15 protein-coding genes are annotated in these 18,887 nt (G+C 70.6%); 12 read left to right on the top strand and 3 right to left on the bottom strand.

All coding sequences use genetic code 11. The features are described from left to right. Window positions 1–20: 20 nt before the first annotated feature. From FB559_RS05485 to ptsP, 8 genes are all read left to right on the top strand, one after another. On the top strand, window positions 21–1,763 hold the full coding sequence (locus FB559_RS05485) for a pyruvate dehydrogenase (RefSeq protein ID WP_141953946.1): 1,743 nt from the start codon (window positions 21–23) through the stop codon (window positions 1,761–1,763). A 1,239-nt stretch (window positions 1,764–3,002) separates the two neighbouring features. Next, on the top strand, window positions 3,003–3,941 hold the full coding sequence (pfkB, locus tag FB559_RS05480) for a 1-phosphofructokinase (RefSeq protein WP_141953944.1): 939 nt from the start codon (window positions 3,003–3,005) through the stop codon (window positions 3,939–3,941). 40 nt (window positions 3,942–3,981) lie between these two features. Beyond that, the gene (mtlA, locus tag FB559_RS05475) at window positions 3,982–5,163 is read left to right on the top strand and encodes a mannitol-specific PTS transporter subunit IIC (protein ID WP_246121367.1); all 1,182 of its coding nucleotides are present in this window, start codon (window positions 3,982–3,984) and stop codon (window positions 5,161–5,163) included. 3 nt (window positions 5,164–5,166) lie between these two features. After that, window positions 5,167–5,466 (top strand): PTS sugar transporter subunit IIBC family protein, encoded by a 300-nt coding sequence (locus FB559_RS45255; protein ID WP_246121366.1) that lies wholly within the window; start codon window positions 5,167–5,169, stop codon window positions 5,464–5,466. Next, a complete protein-coding gene (locus FB559_RS05470; RefSeq protein ID WP_141953942.1) occupies window positions 5,459–5,908 on the top strand; it encodes a PTS mannitol transporter subunit IIA in 450 nt (149 codons plus the stop codon). The genes FB559_RS45255 and FB559_RS05470 overlap by 8 nt, the downstream gene beginning before the upstream one ends. Continuing rightward, window positions 5,905–6,939, top strand: a complete 1,035-nt coding sequence (locus FB559_RS05465; RefSeq protein WP_141953940.1) for a zinc-dependent dehydrogenase — start codon at window positions 5,905–5,907, stop codon at window positions 6,937–6,939. Before FB559_RS05470 ends, FB559_RS05465 begins: the two co-directional genes overlap by 4 nt. Window positions 6,940–6,952: 13 nt before the next feature. Further along, the gene (locus FB559_RS05460) at window positions 6,953–7,237 is read left to right on the top strand and encodes an HPr family phosphocarrier protein (RefSeq protein WP_141953938.1); all 285 of its coding nucleotides are present in this window, start codon (window positions 6,953–6,955) and stop codon (window positions 7,235–7,237) included. Then, window positions 7,230–8,885, top strand: coding sequence for a phosphoenolpyruvate--protein phosphotransferase (gene ptsP, locus FB559_RS05455; protein WP_141953936.1), 1,656 nt, complete (start codon window positions 7,230–7,232; stop codon window positions 8,883–8,885). The genes FB559_RS05460 and ptsP overlap by 8 nt, the downstream gene beginning before the upstream one ends. A 259-nt stretch (window positions 8,886–9,144) precedes the next feature. Here the strand turns inward: ptsP and FB559_RS05450 are convergent, their stop codons facing one another. Beyond that, complete coding sequence (locus FB559_RS05450; RefSeq protein WP_141961514.1) at window positions 9,145–9,906, bottom strand: DeoR/GlpR family DNA-binding transcription regulator; 762 nt, start codon at window positions 9,904–9,906, stop codon at window positions 9,145–9,147. An 835-nt stretch (window positions 9,907–10,741) separates the two neighbouring features. Between FB559_RS05450 and FB559_RS05445 the strand changes: the two genes are divergently transcribed. From FB559_RS05445 to FB559_RS05430, 4 genes are all read left to right on the top strand, one after another. Then, window positions 10,742–12,643, top strand: coding sequence for a ricin-type beta-trefoil lectin domain protein (locus tag FB559_RS05445; protein ID WP_141953934.1), 1,902 nt, complete (start codon window positions 10,742–10,744; stop codon window positions 12,641–12,643). A gap of 49 nt (window positions 12,644–12,692) precedes the next feature. Further along, window positions 12,693–14,144: a ricin-type beta-trefoil lectin domain protein gene (locus FB559_RS45250; protein WP_141953932.1), complete on the top strand. Its 1,452-nt coding sequence runs from the start codon at window positions 12,693–12,695 to the stop codon at window positions 14,142–14,144. Window positions 14,145–14,172: 28 nt separating this feature from the next. Beyond that, complete coding sequence (locus tag FB559_RS05435) at window positions 14,173–15,438, top strand: glycoside hydrolase family 16 protein (RefSeq protein ID WP_141953930.1); 1,266 nt, start codon at window positions 14,173–14,175, stop codon at window positions 15,436–15,438. A 162-nt stretch (window positions 15,439–15,600) separates the two neighbouring features. Further along, window positions 15,601–16,590, top strand: coding sequence for a quinone oxidoreductase family protein (locus tag FB559_RS05430; RefSeq protein WP_141953928.1), 990 nt, complete (start codon window positions 15,601–15,603; stop codon window positions 16,588–16,590). Between the two features lie 3 nt (window positions 16,591–16,593). Here the strand turns inward: FB559_RS05430 and FB559_RS05425 are convergent, their stop codons facing one another. After that, the gene (locus FB559_RS05425; protein WP_185792054.1) at window positions 16,594–18,441 is read right to left on the bottom strand and encodes an ATP-binding protein; all 1,848 of its coding nucleotides are present in this window, start codon (window positions 18,439–18,441) and stop codon (window positions 16,594–16,596) included. Between the two features lie 65 nt (window positions 18,442–18,506). Further along, window positions 18,507–18,773 carry a mycoredoxin gene (locus FB559_RS05420; protein ID WP_141953924.1) on the bottom strand — a complete coding sequence of 89 codons (267 nt, stop codon included), beginning with the start codon at window positions 18,771–18,773 and terminating at the stop codon, window positions 18,507–18,509. Between the last annotated feature and the right edge of the window lie 114 nt (window positions 18,774–18,887).

Genomic DNA, 18,887 nt, shown 5'->3' with positions numbered 1-18,887 from the left:
CGCTTCACGGGGGAGTACGGATGGCCAGGCAGAGCATCGGCGAGCAGTTCGTCGGAATCCTCGTCCGCGCGGGGGTGGAACGCATCTACGGCGTCGTCGGCGACAGTCTCAATCCGGTCACCGACGCCGTCCGGCGTACGCCCGGCATCGACTGGGTGCAGGTGCGGCACGAGGAGTCCGCGGCCTTCGCCGCGGGCGCGGAGGCGCAGATCACCGGCCGCCCGGCGGCGTGCGCCGGCAGCTGCGGTCCCGGCAACCTACACCTGATCAACGGCCTGTACGACGCGCACCGCAGCATGGCGCCCGTGATCGCGCTGGCCGCGCAGATCCCGAGCAGCGAGATCGGCACCGGCTATTTCCAGGAGACCCATCCGGACCGGTTGTTCGCCGAGTGCAGCCACTATTCGGAACTGATCTCCAATCCCGCGCAGATGCCACGCGTCCTCCAGACGGCGATCCAGCACGCCGTGGGCCGCTCGGGCGTCTCGGTGGTCTGCCTGCCCGGCGACGTGGCGGCGCTGGACGCGCCCCAGGGGGCGGCCCAGCTGGCCCTCGTCACCCGGCGCCCGACGGTGCGCCCGGCCGACGAGGAGATCGCCGCGCTGACCCGGATGATCGACGACGCGGAGCGGGTCACGCTCTTCTGCGGCAGCGGTACGGCCGGCGCCCACGACGAGGTGATGAGGCTGGCGGACCGGCTGAAGTCCCCGGTGGCCCACGCGCTGCGCGGCAAGGAGTGGATCCAGTACGACAACCCGTTCGACGTCGGCATGTCCGGGCTGCTCGGGTACGGCGCGGCGTACGAGGCGATGCACGAGGCCGACCTGCTGATCATGCTCGGCACCGACTTCCCGTACACCAGGTTCCTTCCCAGCGATGTCCGGATCGTCCAGGTCGACGTACGGCCCGAGCATCTGGGCCGTCGCTGCCGGCTGGACCTCGCCGTGTGGGGCGACGCACGCGAGACGCTGCACGCGCTGATCCCGCTCGTACGCGAGAAGACCGACCGCCGGTTCCTGGACCGCATGCTCAAACGGCACGCGGACGCGCTCGAGGGCGCGGTGGCGGCCTACACACGCGACGTCGGGCGGCGCACGCCGATCCACCCCGAATACGTCGCCTCCGTCCTGGACGAGGAGGCGGCAGGGGACGCGGTGTTCACCGTCGACACCGGCATGTGCAACGTCTGGGCCGCGCGCTACCTCACACCGAACGGCCGGCGGCGGGTGATCGGCTCGTTCAGCCACGGCTCGATGGCCAACGCCCTGCCCCAGGCCCTGGGCGTGCAACTCGCCGACCGCGGCCGCCAGGTGATCTCGATGTCGGGAGACGGCGGTTTCTCGATGCTGATGGGTGAGCTGCTGTCGGTCGTCCAGCACGGGCTTCCGGTGAAGATCGTGCTGTTCAACAACTCCTCGCTCGCCATGGTGGACCTGGAGATGATGGTCGCGGGCCTGCCGCCGTACGGCACCGAGCACCAGCACACGGACTACGCGGCGATCGCCCGCGCGGCGGGCGTGCACGGGATCCGGGTGGAGGACCCGGGAGAGGTACGCACGGCACTGCGCGAGGCGTTCCGCCACGACGGACCGGCGCTGGTGGACGTGGTCACGGACCCGAACGCACTGTCTCTGCCGCCGCGGATCACGGGGGAGCAGCTGACCGGCTTCGCCCTGTCGGCGAGCAAGATGGTGATCAGCGGCGGCGTGGGGCGGATGGTGCAGCTGGCCCGCTCCAACCTCCGGAACATCCCCCGCCCCTGACACCACGCCGACCGACACCGCCGCAATCCCACGGGGGCTTGCCGAAGCGTGGACGGGACCGGAGCGTACGGGCGAGCACGGGCGCGGGACAGGGCGCGGGGGCGACACGCGCCGCGCGGAGCGGGCGGGGCGCGCGAGTGCGCGGGCCGGACGGAGCGCGGAGCGCGGGATGCGAGCAGACAAGGGGCGGAGCGCGAGGACCCGGAGTGCGGGCGGGCACGGACGCGGGAGGAGCGCGAGTGCGGGCAGACCCGGACATCAAGTCCGCAAACGGACCTGACGCAGAGGACGCGGGGCGTGCGGGCCTTGGGTATCACCTCGACCAAGGCGACGCGCTGCGGGCGACCGCGAACAACCCTCCCCCAGATTCGCCACGGGTACGCCGACGAACGCGCAGCGAATCCACCGTGATGCACGGGTCGGCAGACTCGTGACTGCGCGGCGTGTCGCTAGGCGCACGAGCAGGTGTCTTGTGCCGCAGCGAGGATGCGCGGCCTCGGCGCACTCGCGACCGCGCGGCGTTTTGTGCCGCAATGACGGCCATGCCGGGCCGATGCTCGTGGCGGTGCCCGTAGCTTCGCTGGGGCAGTCGGTGTGCTGCGCGGGGTGGGTGGCTCGGGTGGCAGGTCCTTCACACGCGTCCTCGGAGTCGGAACGCCGGCGGGCTGGTGGGGCTTGGGAACGAGTCGCTTCTCGGTGGAAGGCCCACTTGGCGGCGGCCATCCGGAGCTGAGGGGATACCGACGGATTCCTGGGCGGGACGCTCATCATCCCGTCTCCGCCGTGCCTCTACACCCGCGTGCCCGTAGCCGGCTGGTCGGTGTGCTGCGCGCGGTGGGTGGTCGGTGGCAGGTTCGTCCAGCCTCCGCCCCCGCTCGGCGCCAGTGCCCCCGCCTGGCCACCTCGGCCCGTGCCCTCCACCATCGCCCGTCCCCCCTACACCTGCGGCTTCCAGTCGGTGCTTCCGGAGGGGTGAATTTGTGTGATCTGGGGCACGTCAATCTCTTGACGGCCGGACGCATATGGGCGTAAACAAATGGAAACCAAACTGAAACGGCGGTGAAGCAACACGATGTGCGCCGATGAGAGGCGACGGGCGGCCCTGTGCCCGGCCGGCGTGGTGGGGGTTCAAGGCGCGCGCTGCCGCCTCGGGGGCGGGCAGGTCCGCCGCCGGTCCATGGTGGGTCTTCGGGCCGCCTGGACGGGGGGCACGGCCCGAGTGGCGAGGGCGGACGCGGCATGATCGTTACGTTGACCCTCAACCCGAGTCTGGATCGGACCATCGAGGTCGACCGTCTCGTGCGCGGGACGATGACCCGTGCCACCTCGGCGCGGCTGGACCCCGGCGGCAAAGGGGTGAACGTCTCGCGGGCCCTGCTCGCGAACAACGTCCCCTCCGTCGCCGTGGTGCCCGTCGGCGGTGCCGACGGCGAACAGCTCGTCCGCCTCCTGGAGGCCGACGGGATACCGCTCCGCGCGGTCGGCGTGGCCGGCCGGACCCGATCCAACATCACCATCGCCGAGCCCGACGGTGTGGTCACCAAGCTCAACGAACCCGGCGAGCCCCTGTCCCGCAAGGAGCTGGACGCGGTCGCCGACGCGGTGCTCGGCGAGACCGAGTCCGCTAGCTGGGTGGTGACCTGCGGAAGCCTGCCGCCCGGCGTACCGGACGGGATCTATGCCCAGATGTGTGAGTTCTTCACCCAGGCGGGCGTCCAGGTCGCGGTCGACGCGAGCGGCCCGGCGCTCCTGGCCGCGGTCGACGCCGCCCCGGTACTCATCAAGCCGAACCGGGACGAGCTCGCCGAGGCCGTAGGGCGGCCGGTCGACAGCGTCGGCGACGCCGTCGAGGCGGCACAGCAGTTGCGCGAACGAGGCGCCGGAAGCGTGCTCGCCAGCCTCGGCGCCGACGGCGCCGTACTGGTCGAGGACGGCGGCGTCACCATCGGCGAGGCACCGGTCGCCGGGGCGAGGAGCACGGTAGGGGCGGGCGACGCCCTGCTCGCCGGGTTCCTGGCCGCCGGCGCGCGGGGGAGCGAGGCGCTCGCCGAAGGTCTGGCATGGGGGGCGGCGGCGGTCCGCCTGCCCGCCAGCCGGATGCCGCGGCCGCAGGACATCCGCCGCGACATCGTCCACATCCATTCGCGTCCGGACCTGGGCCGGTCGCTGATCGCCTGATCTGCCCGGCAGATTCCCCAACCCCCAAGGGAGGCCCCTCATGGCCACTCCGTACACACCAGAAGTCACCGGTGGTGGCGTCAAGGCCACGATTCAGCGAGTCGGCGGCTATCTCGCCGGGATGGTGATGCCCAACATCGGCGCGTTCATCGCCTGGGGTCTCATCACCGCGCTGTTCATTCCGACCGGGTGGCTGCCGAACAAGGAGTTCGGCGCGCTGGTCGACCCGACGATCAACGTCCTGCTGCCGGTACTGATCGGTTACACCGGCGGGCGGATGGTGCACGGCCAGCGTGGTGCGGTCGTCGGTGCGGTCGCCACGATCGGGGTCGTGGTCGGCGCCGGAATCCCGATGTTCCTGGGCGCGATGATCATGGGCCCGGCCACGGCGTACGTGCTCAAACTGGTCGACGGCTTCATCCAGGAGCGGACCAAGGCCGGCTTCGAGATGCTGGTGGACAACTTCAGCGCCGGCATCCTCGGCGCGGCGGCCGCGGTCTTCGGCAACTGGGCGATCAAGCCGATCGTCAAGCACGTGACCACCTGGGCCGGCAGCGGGGTCGAGTGGCTGATCCACCATCACCTGCTCCCACTGGCGTCGGTGCTGATCGAGCCGGCCAAGGTGCTGTTCCTCAACAACGCCGTCAACCACGGGGTACTGGGCCCGCTGGGCGTGACGGAGGCGGCCAAGCACGGCAAGTCGATCCTGTTCATGCTGGAGTCCAACCCCGGGCCCGGCCTCGGCATCCTGGTGGCCTACCTGCTGTTCGGCCCGAAGCGCCTGCGGCCCAGCGTCCCCGCCGCGATCGTGATCCAGTTCCTGGGCGGGATCCACGAGATCTACTTCCCCTACGTCCTGATGAAGCCGCGTCTCATCCTCGCCGCGATTGCCGGCGGCGCCGCGGGCATCGGGACGTTCATGGTCACCGGTGCGGGTCTGGTCGCCACCCCGGCGCCGGGCAGCATCTTCGCGTACGCCGCGGAGACCCCCCGAGGCGGTTACTTCGGGGTGTTCCTCGGAGTACTGATCGCCGCCGGGGTCTCCTTCGCGGTCGGTTCGGTCCTGCTCGGCTTCGGCAGACTGGCCGGAGACCAGGAAGAGGAAGAAGCCGAGGCGGTGGCCGAGGACGAGTCGGTCGCGGTGACGGCCGAGGAGAAGTCGGCGACGACCACACGGACCGACGAGGCGCCGGCCACCGAAACAGCACCCCATGGAGCGTGACCGATGAACGGCAAGGACGTAAAGAAGATCGTCGTGGCCTGCGACGCCGGAATGGGCAGCAGCGTCATGCTGGCCAGCCAGCTGCGCAAGGAGCTGAAGAAGTTCGACGTCGAGGTGGAGCACACCCCGGTCAACACCATCCCCGGGGACGCGGACATCGTCGTCTGTCACCAGGGCCTCGCCGCACGCGCGGCGGCCGGCGCCGGCGGCAAGCCGATCGTCAAGTTCCAGGTCTTCATCGGCGACCCCGCCGTGAAGAGCCTCGTCAACGCGATCAAGAACGGCGGCGAAATCAGTGCCTGAGCTCCTCCACCGCGGCGCCGTACGTCTCGACGCGACCGCGACCGGCCGCGACGACGCCATCCGCCAGTGTGGCGAGGCGCTCGTGCGGACCGGCGCGGTGGAGCCGGCGTACGTCGTCGCGATGCTCGAACGCGAGCAGTCCGTGTCGACGTACGTCGGGGAGGGCGTCGCGATCCCGCACGGCACCCTGAACGGCAAGGAGTCCGTACGCCATGACGCGGTCTCCTTCGTCCGGTTCCCTGACGGCGTGAGCTGGGGCGATGACCAGCAGGTGGTGCTCTGTATCGGCATCGCCGCGGTCGGCGACGGCCACGTACGCCTGCTGTCCGAGCTCGCCCAGATCCTGCTCGACCCCGACCGGGCACGTGCCCTGCGGGAGACGAACGACATCGACGAAGTGGTACGGCTGCTGCAGCCGGCCGGAGAAGAGGAACCAGCGTGAAGGTCGCCCGTTTCTACTCGCCCGGGGACATCCGCGTCGAGGATGCCCCCGAGCCCTCCCCCGGCCCCGGGGACGTCAAGATCCGGGTCCGGAACTGCTCGACCTGTGGCACCGACGTGAAGATCTCCAAGTTCGGTCACCACCACATCCGGCCGCCGCGGGTCATGGGGCATGAGATCGCCGGTGAGGTGGTCGAGCTCGGCGAGGGGGTCACCGGCTGGCAGCCGGGCGACCGCGTCCAGGTCATCGCGGCGATCCCGGACGGCACCTGCGAGGAGTGCCGCCGCGGCCGGATGACGGTGTGCCCGAACCAGGAGTCGATGGGCTACCACTACGACGGTGGCTTCGCCGAGTACACGATCGTGCCGGCCAAGGTGCTCGCCGTCGACGGCCTCAACCACATCCCGGAGGGGCTGGGCTTCGACGAGGCGTCGGTGGCCGAGCCGCTCGCGTGCGTGCTCAACGGCCAGGAGCTGGCCCGCATCGGCGAGGGCGACGACGTCGTGATCATCGGCGCCGGTCCGATCGGCTGCCTGCACGTACGCCTGGCCCGCGCACGCGGCGCCGCGCGCGTCTTCCTGGCCGACCTGAACCCCGACCGGCTGGCGATGTCCGCCGAGCGGGTCAAGCCGGACGCCGCGCTCCACGGCACCGACCTGGTCGACCAGGTGATGAAGCTGACCGACGGGCGGGGCGCCGACGCCATCATCACCGCGGCCGCCTCCGGCGCCGCGCAGGAGCAGGGGCTCCAGATGGCGGCACGGCAGGGCCGGATCAGCTTCTTCGGCGGGCTGCCGAAGGACAACCCGGTGATCGCCTGCGACTCCAACCTCGTGCACTACCGCGAGCTGACGATCGTGGGTGCCAACGGCTCCAGCCCCCGGCACAACGCCCAGGCTCTCGAGCTCATCGCCTCCGGCGCGGTCCCCGTGGCGGATCTGATAACCCATCACCTGCCGCTCGCGGATGTGCTCGAGGGCATCGACATCGTGGCCCGCGGCACCGCCATCAAGGTCACCATCGAACCCTGACGAGGGAGCAAGCATGTCCGAGCGAACGGTAACGATCGCCTCCCGTACGGGTCTGCACGCACGGCCCGCCGCGCTGTTCGTCAAGGCCGCCGCCGACCAGGGCGTCCCGGTGAAGATCCGGGTCGGCGACGGCAAGCCCGTGCCGGCGGCCAGCATGCTCGCCGTGCTGTCGCTGGGCGCCCAGAAGGGCACCGAGGTCACCCTCGAGGCCGACGGGCCGGGCGCCGACGAGGCCCTGGACTCACTGGCCGCCCTGCTCGCCCGCGACCTGGACGCGGAGGAGCCGACCGATGCCTGAGGAGCTGCGGGGTATCGGGGTCAGCCCCGGCCTCGCGGCCGGGCCGGTCGCGCGGATGAGCCCGCCGCCGTCCCTCCCCGAGGCGCGAACGGTCAAGGATCCGGATGAGGAGGTGGCGGTCGCGGCGCGCGCCCTGGAGGCCGCTGAGAACCGGCTCCGCGAGCGTGCGGCCCAGGCGACCGGCGCGGCGCGCGACATCCTCGACGCCCAGTCGATGATCGCCGCCGACCCCACGCTGAAGGACGGTGTCACCGACCGGATCAAGGACGGCGCGGACGCCCCGCACGCCCTGCGGGACACCTTCGACGAGCACCGCAGGACACTCGAAGGGCTCGGCGGATACCTCGCCGAGCGGGCGGCCGACCTGGACGACATCGCCCACCGCGCCATCGCCGCGGCACTCGGGCTGCCCATGCCCGGCGTGCCGCAGCCGGGCCACCCGTACGTCCTGGTCGCCGACGATCTCGCGCCGGCCGACACGGCCACCCTCGACCCGGCGAACGTCCTCGCGCTGGTGACCGAACGCGGCGGCCCGACGAGCCACACCGCCATCCTGGCCCGCTCGCTCGGCCTACCCGCCGTGGTCGGCTGTGCCGGCGCGCTCGGCATCGCGGATGCGACCGCCGTGACGGTGGACGGCACCACCGGTCTCGTACGCGCCGGAGTCGGCGACGAGGAGGTCGACGGCGTACGCGCACGGGCCGCCGAGGAGCGGGCACGGCTCGCCGGTGGCACGGGTCCGGGGCGCACCTCGGACGGGCACGCGGTCGACCTGATGCTCAACATCGGCTCGGCGGCCGACCTCGCCGGGGTCGACCTGACCGACGTCGCGGGTGTGGGACTGTTCCGCACGGAGTTCCTCTTCCTGGACCGGCACGACGCGCCTGACCTGGAGGAACAGGTGGACGCGTACGCCGAGGCGTTCCGTCTCTTCGAACGCGGCACGATCGTGGTCCGCACCCTCGACGCGGGAGCCGACAAGCCGCTGCCGTTCCTCGGCCTGCGTGAGGAGCCCAACCCCGCACTCGGCGTACGCGGCCTGCGGGTGGCGCGCGAGCAGCCGGAGATCCTGGACACCCAGCTCGAGGCCATCGCGCTCGCCGCCCTGGAGACCGCCGCCGACGTGTGGGTGATGGCGCCGATGGTCTCCACGCAGCCGGAGGCCGCCGACTTCGCCGCCCGGGTCCGCGACCACGGGCTGCCCACGGCCGGCGTGATGATCGAGGTACCGGCCGCGGCCCTGCGCGCCGGGCGGTTCCTGGACACCGTGGACTTCCTCAGCATCGGCACCAACGACCTGAGCCAGTACACGCTCGCCGCCGACCGGCAGAGCGGTGGCCTCGCCGACCTGCTCGACCCGTGGCAACCGGCGCTGCTGGAGCTGATCGGGGTCTGTGCGGCGGCCGGTAAGACCGCCGGCAAGTCCGTGGGCATCTGCGGTGAGGCGGCCGCCGACCCGTTTCTCGCCCCGGTGCTGGCCGGGCTCGGCATCACCAAGTTGTCCATGAGCCCGCGCGGGCTGCCCGCCGTACGGGCGAGCCTCGCCGGGCACACTCTCGCCGAATGCGAACGTCTTGCCGCGCTGGCGCTGGACGCCGGTGACGCGGCCGAGGCCCGTGCCGCGGTACTCGCCGAGACGAACGGCTGACACCCGGCGGCACGGTCCGCGAATGCCCCCTGCGCGCGGCAGGGGGCATTCGTACGTCCGGTCGCTCTGTCACGGACATAAATACGCTTAGGCTTCGCTTAAGGGTTAGATAAACCTATTTCCCCTGCTCAGCCGGTATAAATGAGCTTCGTTCACATTTGGCCGTCGAAGGGGAGATCGGTGATCCACGTACGTACGGGGGCCGCCGCGTCGTCGTCACTACCATCGCCGAGAATTGTTCGGCCGGTCGCTCACCTGGTCAGACGCGGATTACCTCCGGCCCCGCGGCCGCCAGGTCCGCGGCCAGCCCGCTGTCCAGCCCGGTATCGGTGATCAGCACGCTGATGTCGGCCAGCGACGCGAACTTGGCGAGATAGTCGTTGCCGACCTTGGTGTGGTCGACGAGGAGCACCGTGCGCTGTGCGGCTCCGATCATCGACTGTTTCATGGCCGCCTCGGCCGGGTCCGGTGTCGTCAGGCCGACCTCGGCGGAGATGCCGTTCGTGGCCATGAACGCGACATCGACCCGCATTCGCGCGAGCGGCTGCATGGCCCAGTCGTCGACGGTCGCGAGCGTACGCCCGCGGACCCTGCCACCGAGCATGATCACGTTGAGGTTGGAGCGGGTGGCCAGGATGGTGGCGAGCGGCGGCGAGTTGACGATCACTGTCAACTCGCGGTCGCTGGGCAGCACCTGGACCAGGCGCCCCGTCGTGGATCCGGCGTCGATGATGATCGATCCGTCGGCGGGGAGCTCGGCGAGGGCGGCCTTGGCGATGCGTTCCTTCTCGGCGGTCATGACGGCGTCGCGAGCCGCCAGCGCCGGCTCGAAGCCGAGGCGCTCGACGGGGATGGCGCCGCCGTGCACGCGGCGCAGCGTGCCGGCACGCTCAAGAACCGTCAGGTCCCGGCGGATCGTCTCCATCGTGACGCCGAAGTCCTCCGCGAGCGTCACCACGTCGACGCGGCCCGCATCGCGTGTGCGCCGAAGAATCTCCTGCTGTCGTTCCTCGGCGTACATGTTGATTGACCACCGTTTCAAGGTTGTTTTACTTCTGTTTATCCCCACATCTGTGGTCCGTCAAGAGGGAGCGACGGCGGCCCATGGGCCTGTGAGGCGGCCCATCGTACGGCCGGACGGTCATGTCCGATGAGTGTTGACATGACTTGACCGCGACGTTAACGTCGGGACCACTGAAAGGAAGGTTTCTTAATAAATGGCCTCGGGGGATGCCGAACCAGGACTTCATCCCGCCGAAAGGGGCACGCGCCATGTGGCACCGCAGCCTCCAGCGAGACGCGATCGCCATGGTGCCGCCCTGTCCGTTCAGTGGCCGTACGGGATCCGCTCCCGCCGGCCTCCGGCCAGGGCCCGCCCCGGCCGGACGCCGACCAGAACCCGGCCCGGTGGGTGGCCGGGCCGGCTCCCTCGCCGTGCTCGCCCCGGCCGAGCCCCGGCTCGCGGATGACTCCGCCAGAGCCACCGGTGCCGGGCACGATCCCCGCCGCGCAGGACAGCCACCGAACGCCATCGCCTACGCGCCCGCCAGCGCGTACGCCGGCGACGGTGGTCCGGCCGGCCGGGGACGGGGGAGCAGGTCGACGGGAGGGTGGCGACCGTCACCCGGCCCGCGTTCCTTGTCCGGGCCCGCGCTGTTCTCGCAGCGGGTGACCCGGCCGAGGGTCTTTCACCGCGGACGGGGGCCGCCCAAGCACGACCACGCCTGCCGCCACAGGCATAACCGCCCAAGTACGACCATGTCTGCCGCCACAGGCATAGCCGCACGAGTACGACCTCGCCTGCCGCCACAGGCATATGACTCCTCCGCCCCCGAATCCTGGAGCCGAGACGCCCCATGAAGAAGAAAGCCCGCCGCGCCGGCCAAAGGCCCGCACGGCTGTTCGCCTCCTCCGCACTCCTTGCTCTCGTCGCCGCACTCTTCACCGGTGGGCTCTCTCCCGCGCACGCCGCGGGTGAAAGCGTCAACATCTGGCTGACCACGACCGATGACAGCGGCGGCCGCCACGTCACCCGCGGGCTGCAGCAGCAGACGCCGATCACCTTCGGGACCGGTGGCAGCGGCGCCCAGAACATCACCGTCAACGAGAACAACCGCTACCAGCAGTTCACCGGCGCGGGCGCGTCGTTCACCGACACCGCCGCCTGGCTGATGAACAGCAGCGGAGCGCTCAGCTCGACGACGCGCACCCAGGTGATGCAGCAGCTGTTCGACCCGAACAGCGGAATCGGCCTGGACTTCCTGCGCAACCCGATGGGCGCCTCCGACCTGGCCCGGAGCAACTACTCCTTCGACGACATGCCCTCCGGCCAGACCGACCCGAGCCTCAGCCACTTCTCCATCTCCCACGACCTGGCCGACGTCCTGCCGCTGACCAAGCAGGCACGGCAGCTCAACCCGGCCCTCAAGGTCATGGCCACGCCATGGAGCGCGCCGGCCTGGATGAAGGACAACGGCACGTTCAACCAGCCCGGCTGGCTGCAGTCCCAGTACTACGCCGCGTACGCCCAGTACTTCGTGAAGTACATCCAGGCGTACCAGGCTCAGGGCGTGCCGATCGACTTCGTGTCCGCACAGAACGAGCCGACGTGCTGCGGCGGGTATCCGTCGATGAGCTGGAACGGCTCAGGTCTGGACTACTTCACCAAGACCAACCTGCTGCCGGCCTTCCACACCGCCGGCCTGTCCACGAAGGTCCTCGCACTGGACTGGAACTGGGACACCTACGCGAGCTACGGCGCGCCGCAGGTGGACGACACCGCCATCCGCAACGACCCCAACTTCGGCGGCATCGCCTGGCACGGCTACGGCGGCGACGTCGGCCAGCAGACCACGACGCACAACCAGTACCCGAACCTGGACGCCTACGACACCGAGCACTCCGGCGGCACCTGGATCGGGAACCAGCAGCAAGAGGACATGCACAACATCATCGACTACACCCGCAACTGGGGTAAGAGCGTGGTGAAGTGGTCGCTTGCCGTGGACCAGAACATGGGCCCGCACAACGGCGGCTGCGGCACCTGCACCGGACTGATCACCGTGCACAACGGCGACAGCCGCAGCGGGCAGGTCGACTACACGGTCGAGTATTACGACATGGGCCAGCTCACCAAGTTCGTCAAGCCCGGCGCATACCGCATCGACTCTACGGCCAACTCCTCCGTGCCCAACGTCGCCTGGCGCAACCCGGACGGCTCCAAGGCGCTCGTCGCCTACAACGACACCGGTTCCGCGCAGTCGATGAAGGTCAACTGGGGCGGCGAGTCGTTCACCTACTCCCTGCCGGCCAAGACCACCGCGACGTTCACCTGGAACGGCACGCAGAGCGGCAACGGCGGTGGCGGTGGCGGTGGCGGCACGGGCCAGATCACCGGCCTGGGCGGTAAGTGCGTCGACGTCGCCGGGGCCAGCTCGGCCAACGGCGCGGCGGTGCAGCTGTACGACTGCAACGGCTCGGGCGCGCAGCAGTGGACGGTCGGCTCCGACGGCACCATCAAGGCGCTCGGCAAGTGCATGGACCTGGCCTCGGCCGGTACGGCCAACGGCACGCAGGTCCAGCTGTACGACTGCAACGGCTCCGGCGCGCAGCAGTGGAGCAAGGGCGCGTCCAGCTCGCTCGTCAACCCCGCGTCGGGCAAGTGCCTGGACGCGACCGGCCCTAGCTCGGCCAACGGCACCCGGCTGCAGATCTGGACCTGCACCGGCGCCACCAACCAGCAGTGGGCCACCCCTTAGCCATCTCCGTCACCACCGTTTCATTTCACCCCCGTCAGGAGAACTCTTCATGCCACGACCTCTGTTCAGCACGCCCCGGCGCGGGCTGGCCCGTCTCGCCGCGCTCGCCGCGATCCCCCTCGCGGCCGCGGGTGTGATGGTCGGCACCGGGACGGCCGCGCACGCGGCGGTCAACCCGGGACCGGGCTTCCCCGCCCACTACGCCGCCCCGTACGTCGAGACCTGGGGCTCGACCTCGGCCATGGCCAGCGCCCAGGCCGCGACCGGGCTGAAGTACTACACACTCGCCTTCGTCATCGCCGGCAACGGCTGCACCGCCACCTGGAACGGTGACACCTCCATCGACAGCAGCGGGTGGCAGACCGCGATCAACAACCTGCGTGCCTCCGGCGGCGACGTCATCGTCTCCTTCGGCGGCGCCGCCCCGACCGAGCTCGCCCAGGCGTGCTCGTCGGTCTCCGCGCTGCAGGCGCAGTACAAGAAGGTCATCGACACCCTCAACCTCACCCGCGTGGACATGGACATCGAGGGCGAGGGGGTCATCGACGACGACGCCGCCAACGACCGGCGCAACCAGGCGCTCGCCGCGCTCCAGCAGCAGTACGCCGCGGCCGGCAAGCACCTCACCGTCGACTACACCCTCTCGACCGACCCCGGCGGCCTGCCGCAGGACGGCCTCGACCTGCTGAACAACGCCAAGAGCCGGGGCCTGGACGTCAACCTCGTCAACCCCATGACGATGGACTACGGCCCGACTCTTGACATGGGACAGACCGCCATCAACGCGGCGAACGGCCTTCACACGCAGCTGGGCAAGATCTGGACGACCAAGACCTCCGACCAGCTGTGGGCCATGGAGGGCAACACGCCGATGATCGGCGTGAACGACTCCCAGAACGAGATCTTCACCACCGGCAACGCCACGACGCTGGAAAGCTTCGCGGCGAGCCACGGCATCCAGGAGCTCGCGTTCTGGGCGCTCGGCCGTGACAAGGCGTGTTCGACCAACGGCCAGCTCTCCGACACCTGCAGCGGCACGCCGCAGAGCGCGTACCAGTTCTCCCGCACCTTCAACGCGATCACCGGCGGTTCGAGCGGTGGCGGCGGTGGCGGTGGCGGCACCGGCGGTCAGATCACCGGCTACGGCGGCAAGTGCGTCGACGTGGCCGCGGCGAGCAGCACCAACGGCGCGGCCGTCCAGCTGTACGACTGCAACGGCAGCACGGCGCAGCAGTGGACCGTGGGCTCGGACGGCACGATCCGCGCCCTGGGCAAGTGCATGGACGTGAACGCGCCCGGTACCGCCAACGGCGCGACGGTGCAGTTGTGGGACTGCACGGGTGCGGCCAACCAGAAGTGGAGCAAGGGCGCGAACAACTCCCTGGTCAGCAGCGCGGGCGGTAAGTGCCTGGACGCCACGGGGCCGAGCTCGGCCAACGGCACCCGGCTGCAGGTCTGGACCTGCACCGGCGCCACCAACCAGCAGTGGACCACGTCCTAGCCCGATCGAGTACGAGAGGGAGAAAACGATGCACACCGCATCCCGCCGGCGTATCGGCCTGTTCACTCTGGCCGCCGCGCTGATCATCGGGTCCGGTGGCGCCGCCACGGCGGCGGCGAGCCCGCGGGCGCCTCAGGCCCCGCGGGCCGCCGCGCCCGCCGCGGCCACGTTCACCGATGACTTCAACGGTGCCGCCGGCTCCGCCGTCGACGGAGGCAAGTGGCGCCTCGAGACCGGCGACAACGTCAACAACCACGAGCGCGAGTACTACACGAGCGGTACGAACAACGCCGCGCTGGACGGCCAGGGCCACCTCGTGATCACCGCGCGCAAGGAGAACCCGGCCGGCTACCAGTGCTGGTACGGCACGTGCCAGTACACCTCGGCCCGGATGAACACGGCCTCCGCCTTCACCCAGGCGTACGGCCACTTCGAGACGCGGATGAAGATCCCGCGCGGCCAGGGCATGTGGCCGGCGTTCTGGATGCTCGGGACCGGCAACCAGGGCTGGCCCGGCAACGGAGAGATCGACGTCATGGAGAACGTCGGCTTCGAGCCCGGCAGCGTGCACGGCACGATCCACGGGCCGGGCTACTCCGGCAGCGGCGGCATCGGCGCCGGCTACACGCTGCCGAACGGCCAGGCCTTCGCCGACGACTTTCACACCTTCGCGGTCGACTGGGCGCCGAACACCATCACCTGGTCGGTGGACGGCCACGCGTACGAGACCCGTACGCCGGCCGACCTGAACGGCAACCACTGGGTGTTCGACCACCCGTTCTACATCATCATGAACCTCGCGGTCGGCGGCTACTGGCCGGGCGACCCGGACGGTTCCACCACCTTCCCGCAGCAACTCGTCGTCGACTACGTGCACGTCACCACCAGCGCGACCGGTGGCGGTGGCACCGGCGGTCAGATCACCGGGTACGGCGGCAAGTGCGTCGACGTGGCCGCGGCGAGCAGCGCCAACGGCGCGGCGGTGCAGCTGTACGACTGCAACGGCACGTCCGCGCAGAGCTGGACCGTCGGATCGGACCAGACCCTGCGGGCACTGGGCAAGTGCATGGACGTCACGTCGGCCGGTACGGCCAACGGCACGCCGGTGCAGCTGTATGACTGCAACGGTTCCGCCGCCCAGAAGTGGCAACCCGGCTCGGGCGGGACGCTGGTCAACACCGGATCGGGCAGGTGCCTGGACGCGACCGGCCCGAGCTCGGCCAACGGCACCCGTCTGCAGATCTGGGACTGCAACGCTTCCGCCGCCAACCAGAAGTGGACGCTTCCGTCCTGAGAACCCAGGGCCGGTGCCTGCCATACCGGCAGGTACCGGCCCTGATCAGGCGTGCCGCACCAGTGCCGGGGGTATGCCGAGTGACGGTAGGGACGAAAGCGGCACTCGGGGACATCGTGTCGCGTCAACGTCCGCTCCAGGGGGCTGCGAAGGGGGCGGCGGGTGAAGGCTGCGCGCGCGTATCCGATCACCGAGCACACCACCGACCTGCGCGTCGAGTACGTCGAAGATCCCACGCCCGGCACCGGAGAGGTGCTGGTGCAGGTCACCGCCGCGGGGGTGACCCGGTGGGACCACACGGTCGCCACCGGCGCGATGCCGGGCCCGGTCACGCTGGGCAATGAGGGAGCGGGCGTCGTCGTCGCCGACCCCGCGGGCCGGTGGGAGCCCGGCACTCGCGTGATGTTCTTCGCCGGGCCCGTCGGCGTCACCGCGGACGGCACGATGGCGGAGTTCGCCGTGATCCCGGAACAGAACCTTGCCGAGATCCCCGTGAACGTCGCCGACGAGGTGGCGGCCACGGTGCCGATCGCCTACCTCACCGCCGTGCTCGCCCTGCGCCTGGGCATGTTCTCGCCGGGAGCGCGGGTCTTCTCACCCGCCATCGGCGGCAGCATCGGCAACGCGACCGCCCAGGTGGCCCGCGCGCTCGGCGCCTCCGCCGTGGCCGGCAGCGCGGGCAGCACGGCCAAGGCCGAGGCCGTACGCGCGGCGCCGTGGGCGTACGGGATCGAGGTGGTCGACCTCGAGTGCGACCGGCTGGCCGGCGGGCTCGGCGCCGGTTTCGCCGACGGCATCGACGTCGCCGTCGACGGCGTCGGGGGCGAGCTGACCGCGCAGATCGCCGAGACACTGGCGACCGAGGGGCGGATCGTGCTGGTCGGCCAGTCCGGCGGCGGGGTGGCGCACCTGCCGATCGGCGACGTCGTACGGCGCCGCGCCAGCCTGCACGGGTTCTCCCTGACCGCGGTGGACGCCGCCGAGTCGCGTCTCGCCTGGTCCACCATCACCGGCCTGCTGGCCGACGCGCGGATCTTTCCGGTCATCGACTCGATCTATCCGCTCGACGCCGCGGGCGAGGCACTCCGCCATCTGATCGAGGACCGGCCCATCGGGAAGGTCGTCATCACCGACCTCTCGCGGGCCCGGTGAGCATCACCCGCGCTCGTCCAGCGGGAACTCGATCAGCAGGGAGGTCCCACCACGGGCCGGGCTGACGATCGAGATCTTGCCGCCGATGGCCTCGACGCGGTCGGTGAGGCCGATCAGGCCCGATCCGCAGCTCGGATCGGCTCCGCCGACGCCGTCGTCGCTGATCGAGAGCCGCAGGGTGCGGCCGTTCATGGCGAGTCCGATGTGAACGACGGAGGCGAACGCGTGCTTGGCCGCGTTCGTGAGCGCCTCGGACACGATGTAGTAGACGGTCACCTCGAAGCGCTGCGCGAGCCGCCCGCACACGGACACGTCGAGCTCGACCGGCATGGCGGACCGCCGTGCGAGCACCGTGAGCGCCGGCTTGAGACCGCCCTTGGACAGGATCGCCGGATGCAGGCCGCGTGAAAGCTCCTGCAGATCCACCACGGCGTCGTCCAGCGACTTCGCCGTCCGTGCCAGCTGCGTTCTGACCTCGTCCAGCTCCGGCGGGATCGCCTCTCCGATCCCGCGCAGTTCGAGGCCCAGGGAGACCAGTCGCTGTTGCGTCCCGTCGTGCAGATCGCGTTCGACGCGGCGGCGTGCCTCGTCGGCGGCGGCGACGACTCGGGCACGTGAGGCCTTCAGATCGGCGTTGCCCTGGGCGTTGGCGATCGCGGCGGCGGCGAGCTCGGTGAACTCCAGCATGCGCATCTCGGTGTCGTCCGGCAGCGGGTCGGACGTGCTGGCGGAGACGATCGCCACGCCCCACAGGGACCGGCCGACCACGATCGGACAGCCGACGGAGGAGACGATCCCCCGCGCGCGCAGCCTTCGGGTGAGCGGGCCGGCGCCCAGGTACGCGTCGACCCGCGAGGGCGCACCCGTACGCGACACCAGCTCGGAGACGGTGCCGGGTTCGAGGGTCCAGTGGGAGTGGAGCGGCATGGTGGCGTCGAGGTCAGGGCGGTTGTTCCAGTTGCCGACGGTGACCGCGGAGGCGACGGGCTCGTAGCGGGCCACCACTGTGTGCATCGCCCCCAGGATCCGCCCCATCTCGTGGGCGACCGCGTGGAAGACCTCCGTGGGCGGGGCGGCATGGGCGACCAGCGTGGCCAGGCGACGGAGCGAGGCCTGTTCGTCGGCGATCCGGGCGAGCTCGTCGCGGCTGTCGCGCAGCGCGTCCGCGACCTTCTTGCGCTCGCACGCCGCCTCCAGGAGCACCTCCAGCGAGGGGATCACGCGCTCTCGCAGGCGGCGTGTCACCTGCCGTGGCAGACCGGCGGGAACGAGGAGGGTGGCCATCACCTGTTCGCCACGGAGCGGGAAGGCCTCATGCCGGACGTCCGAGGCGATCACGCCGCGCTCGATCGCGGCCGAGGGCAGCCCCAGCGTCCGCGCCAGCCGCCGCGCGGCCGACTGCAGGACGGTGCCCGGGTCCGGCGTGCGCAGCAGGAGGCGGGCCAGCTCGGCGGACAGGTCGGCCTCCTTGCGCGCCTCCACCTCGGCGGACAGCAGCTGGGACAGCCTCGCGAGCGTGCAGGCCAGGAGCGCCAGAGCCATGAAGACGCCGAGGATCGCCAGGTCCTCGTCGCGGTTGAGCCGCAGGCTCCACGCGGGCGGAATGAGGAAGTAGTCGAACACGACGGTGCTGGCGAGGGCCATCAGGAGCCCCAGGACGAGACCCCACACCGTCGCGATCAGCAGCAGGCCGAGGAGGTACAGCACGCCGAGGGACTGGACCGGCACCATTTTCCCGAGCAGGGCGCCGACGGCCGTCTCCGTCATGAGGCACAGTGCCGCCACGAGGATTCCCGTGGCCAGGGGCGGGTGTACCCGGCGCCGGAGCGGCGCCAGCAGGGATGGGCGCATAACACACATTACCGCTGGCCCGAAACTGCATCCGGCCAGTGATCGCCCAGGTCAGGCCGACAGCGTCAGGTCGTCACGATCGCCGCGAGGCGCGCCTTCACGTCCTTGGCGGTGGGGTTGGTCACGGCGGTGCCATCGGGGAACACGACGACCGGGACGGTCTGGTTGCCGCCGTTGACACTCTCGACGAACGCGGCGGCCGCCGGGTCGCGCTCGATGTCGACCTCGACCATCTCGATCCCATCGCGCGACAGCTGCGTCTTCAGCCGCCTGCAGAAGCCACACCAGGTCGTGGTGTACATCGTGAGCTCACCCGTCGTGGGCGTGGTCATGACTCTCCCCGGCATCGTCGGTCAACCCTCAGTCGCGAACATTCTCTCAACACCGGGTCAGGCCACCTCATTCCCCGTGTCGCGACACGTGAGGGAAGGGGCGCGAGCGTCCGA

The sequence above is a fragment of the Actinoallomurus bryophytorum genome, assembly GCF_006716425.1.
In the GTDB taxonomy this organism is placed as follows: domain Bacteria; phylum Actinomycetota; class Actinomycetes; order Streptosporangiales; family Streptosporangiaceae; genus Actinoallomurus; species Actinoallomurus bryophytorum.
This window is presented reverse-complemented; position numbering and strand designations above follow the sequence as displayed.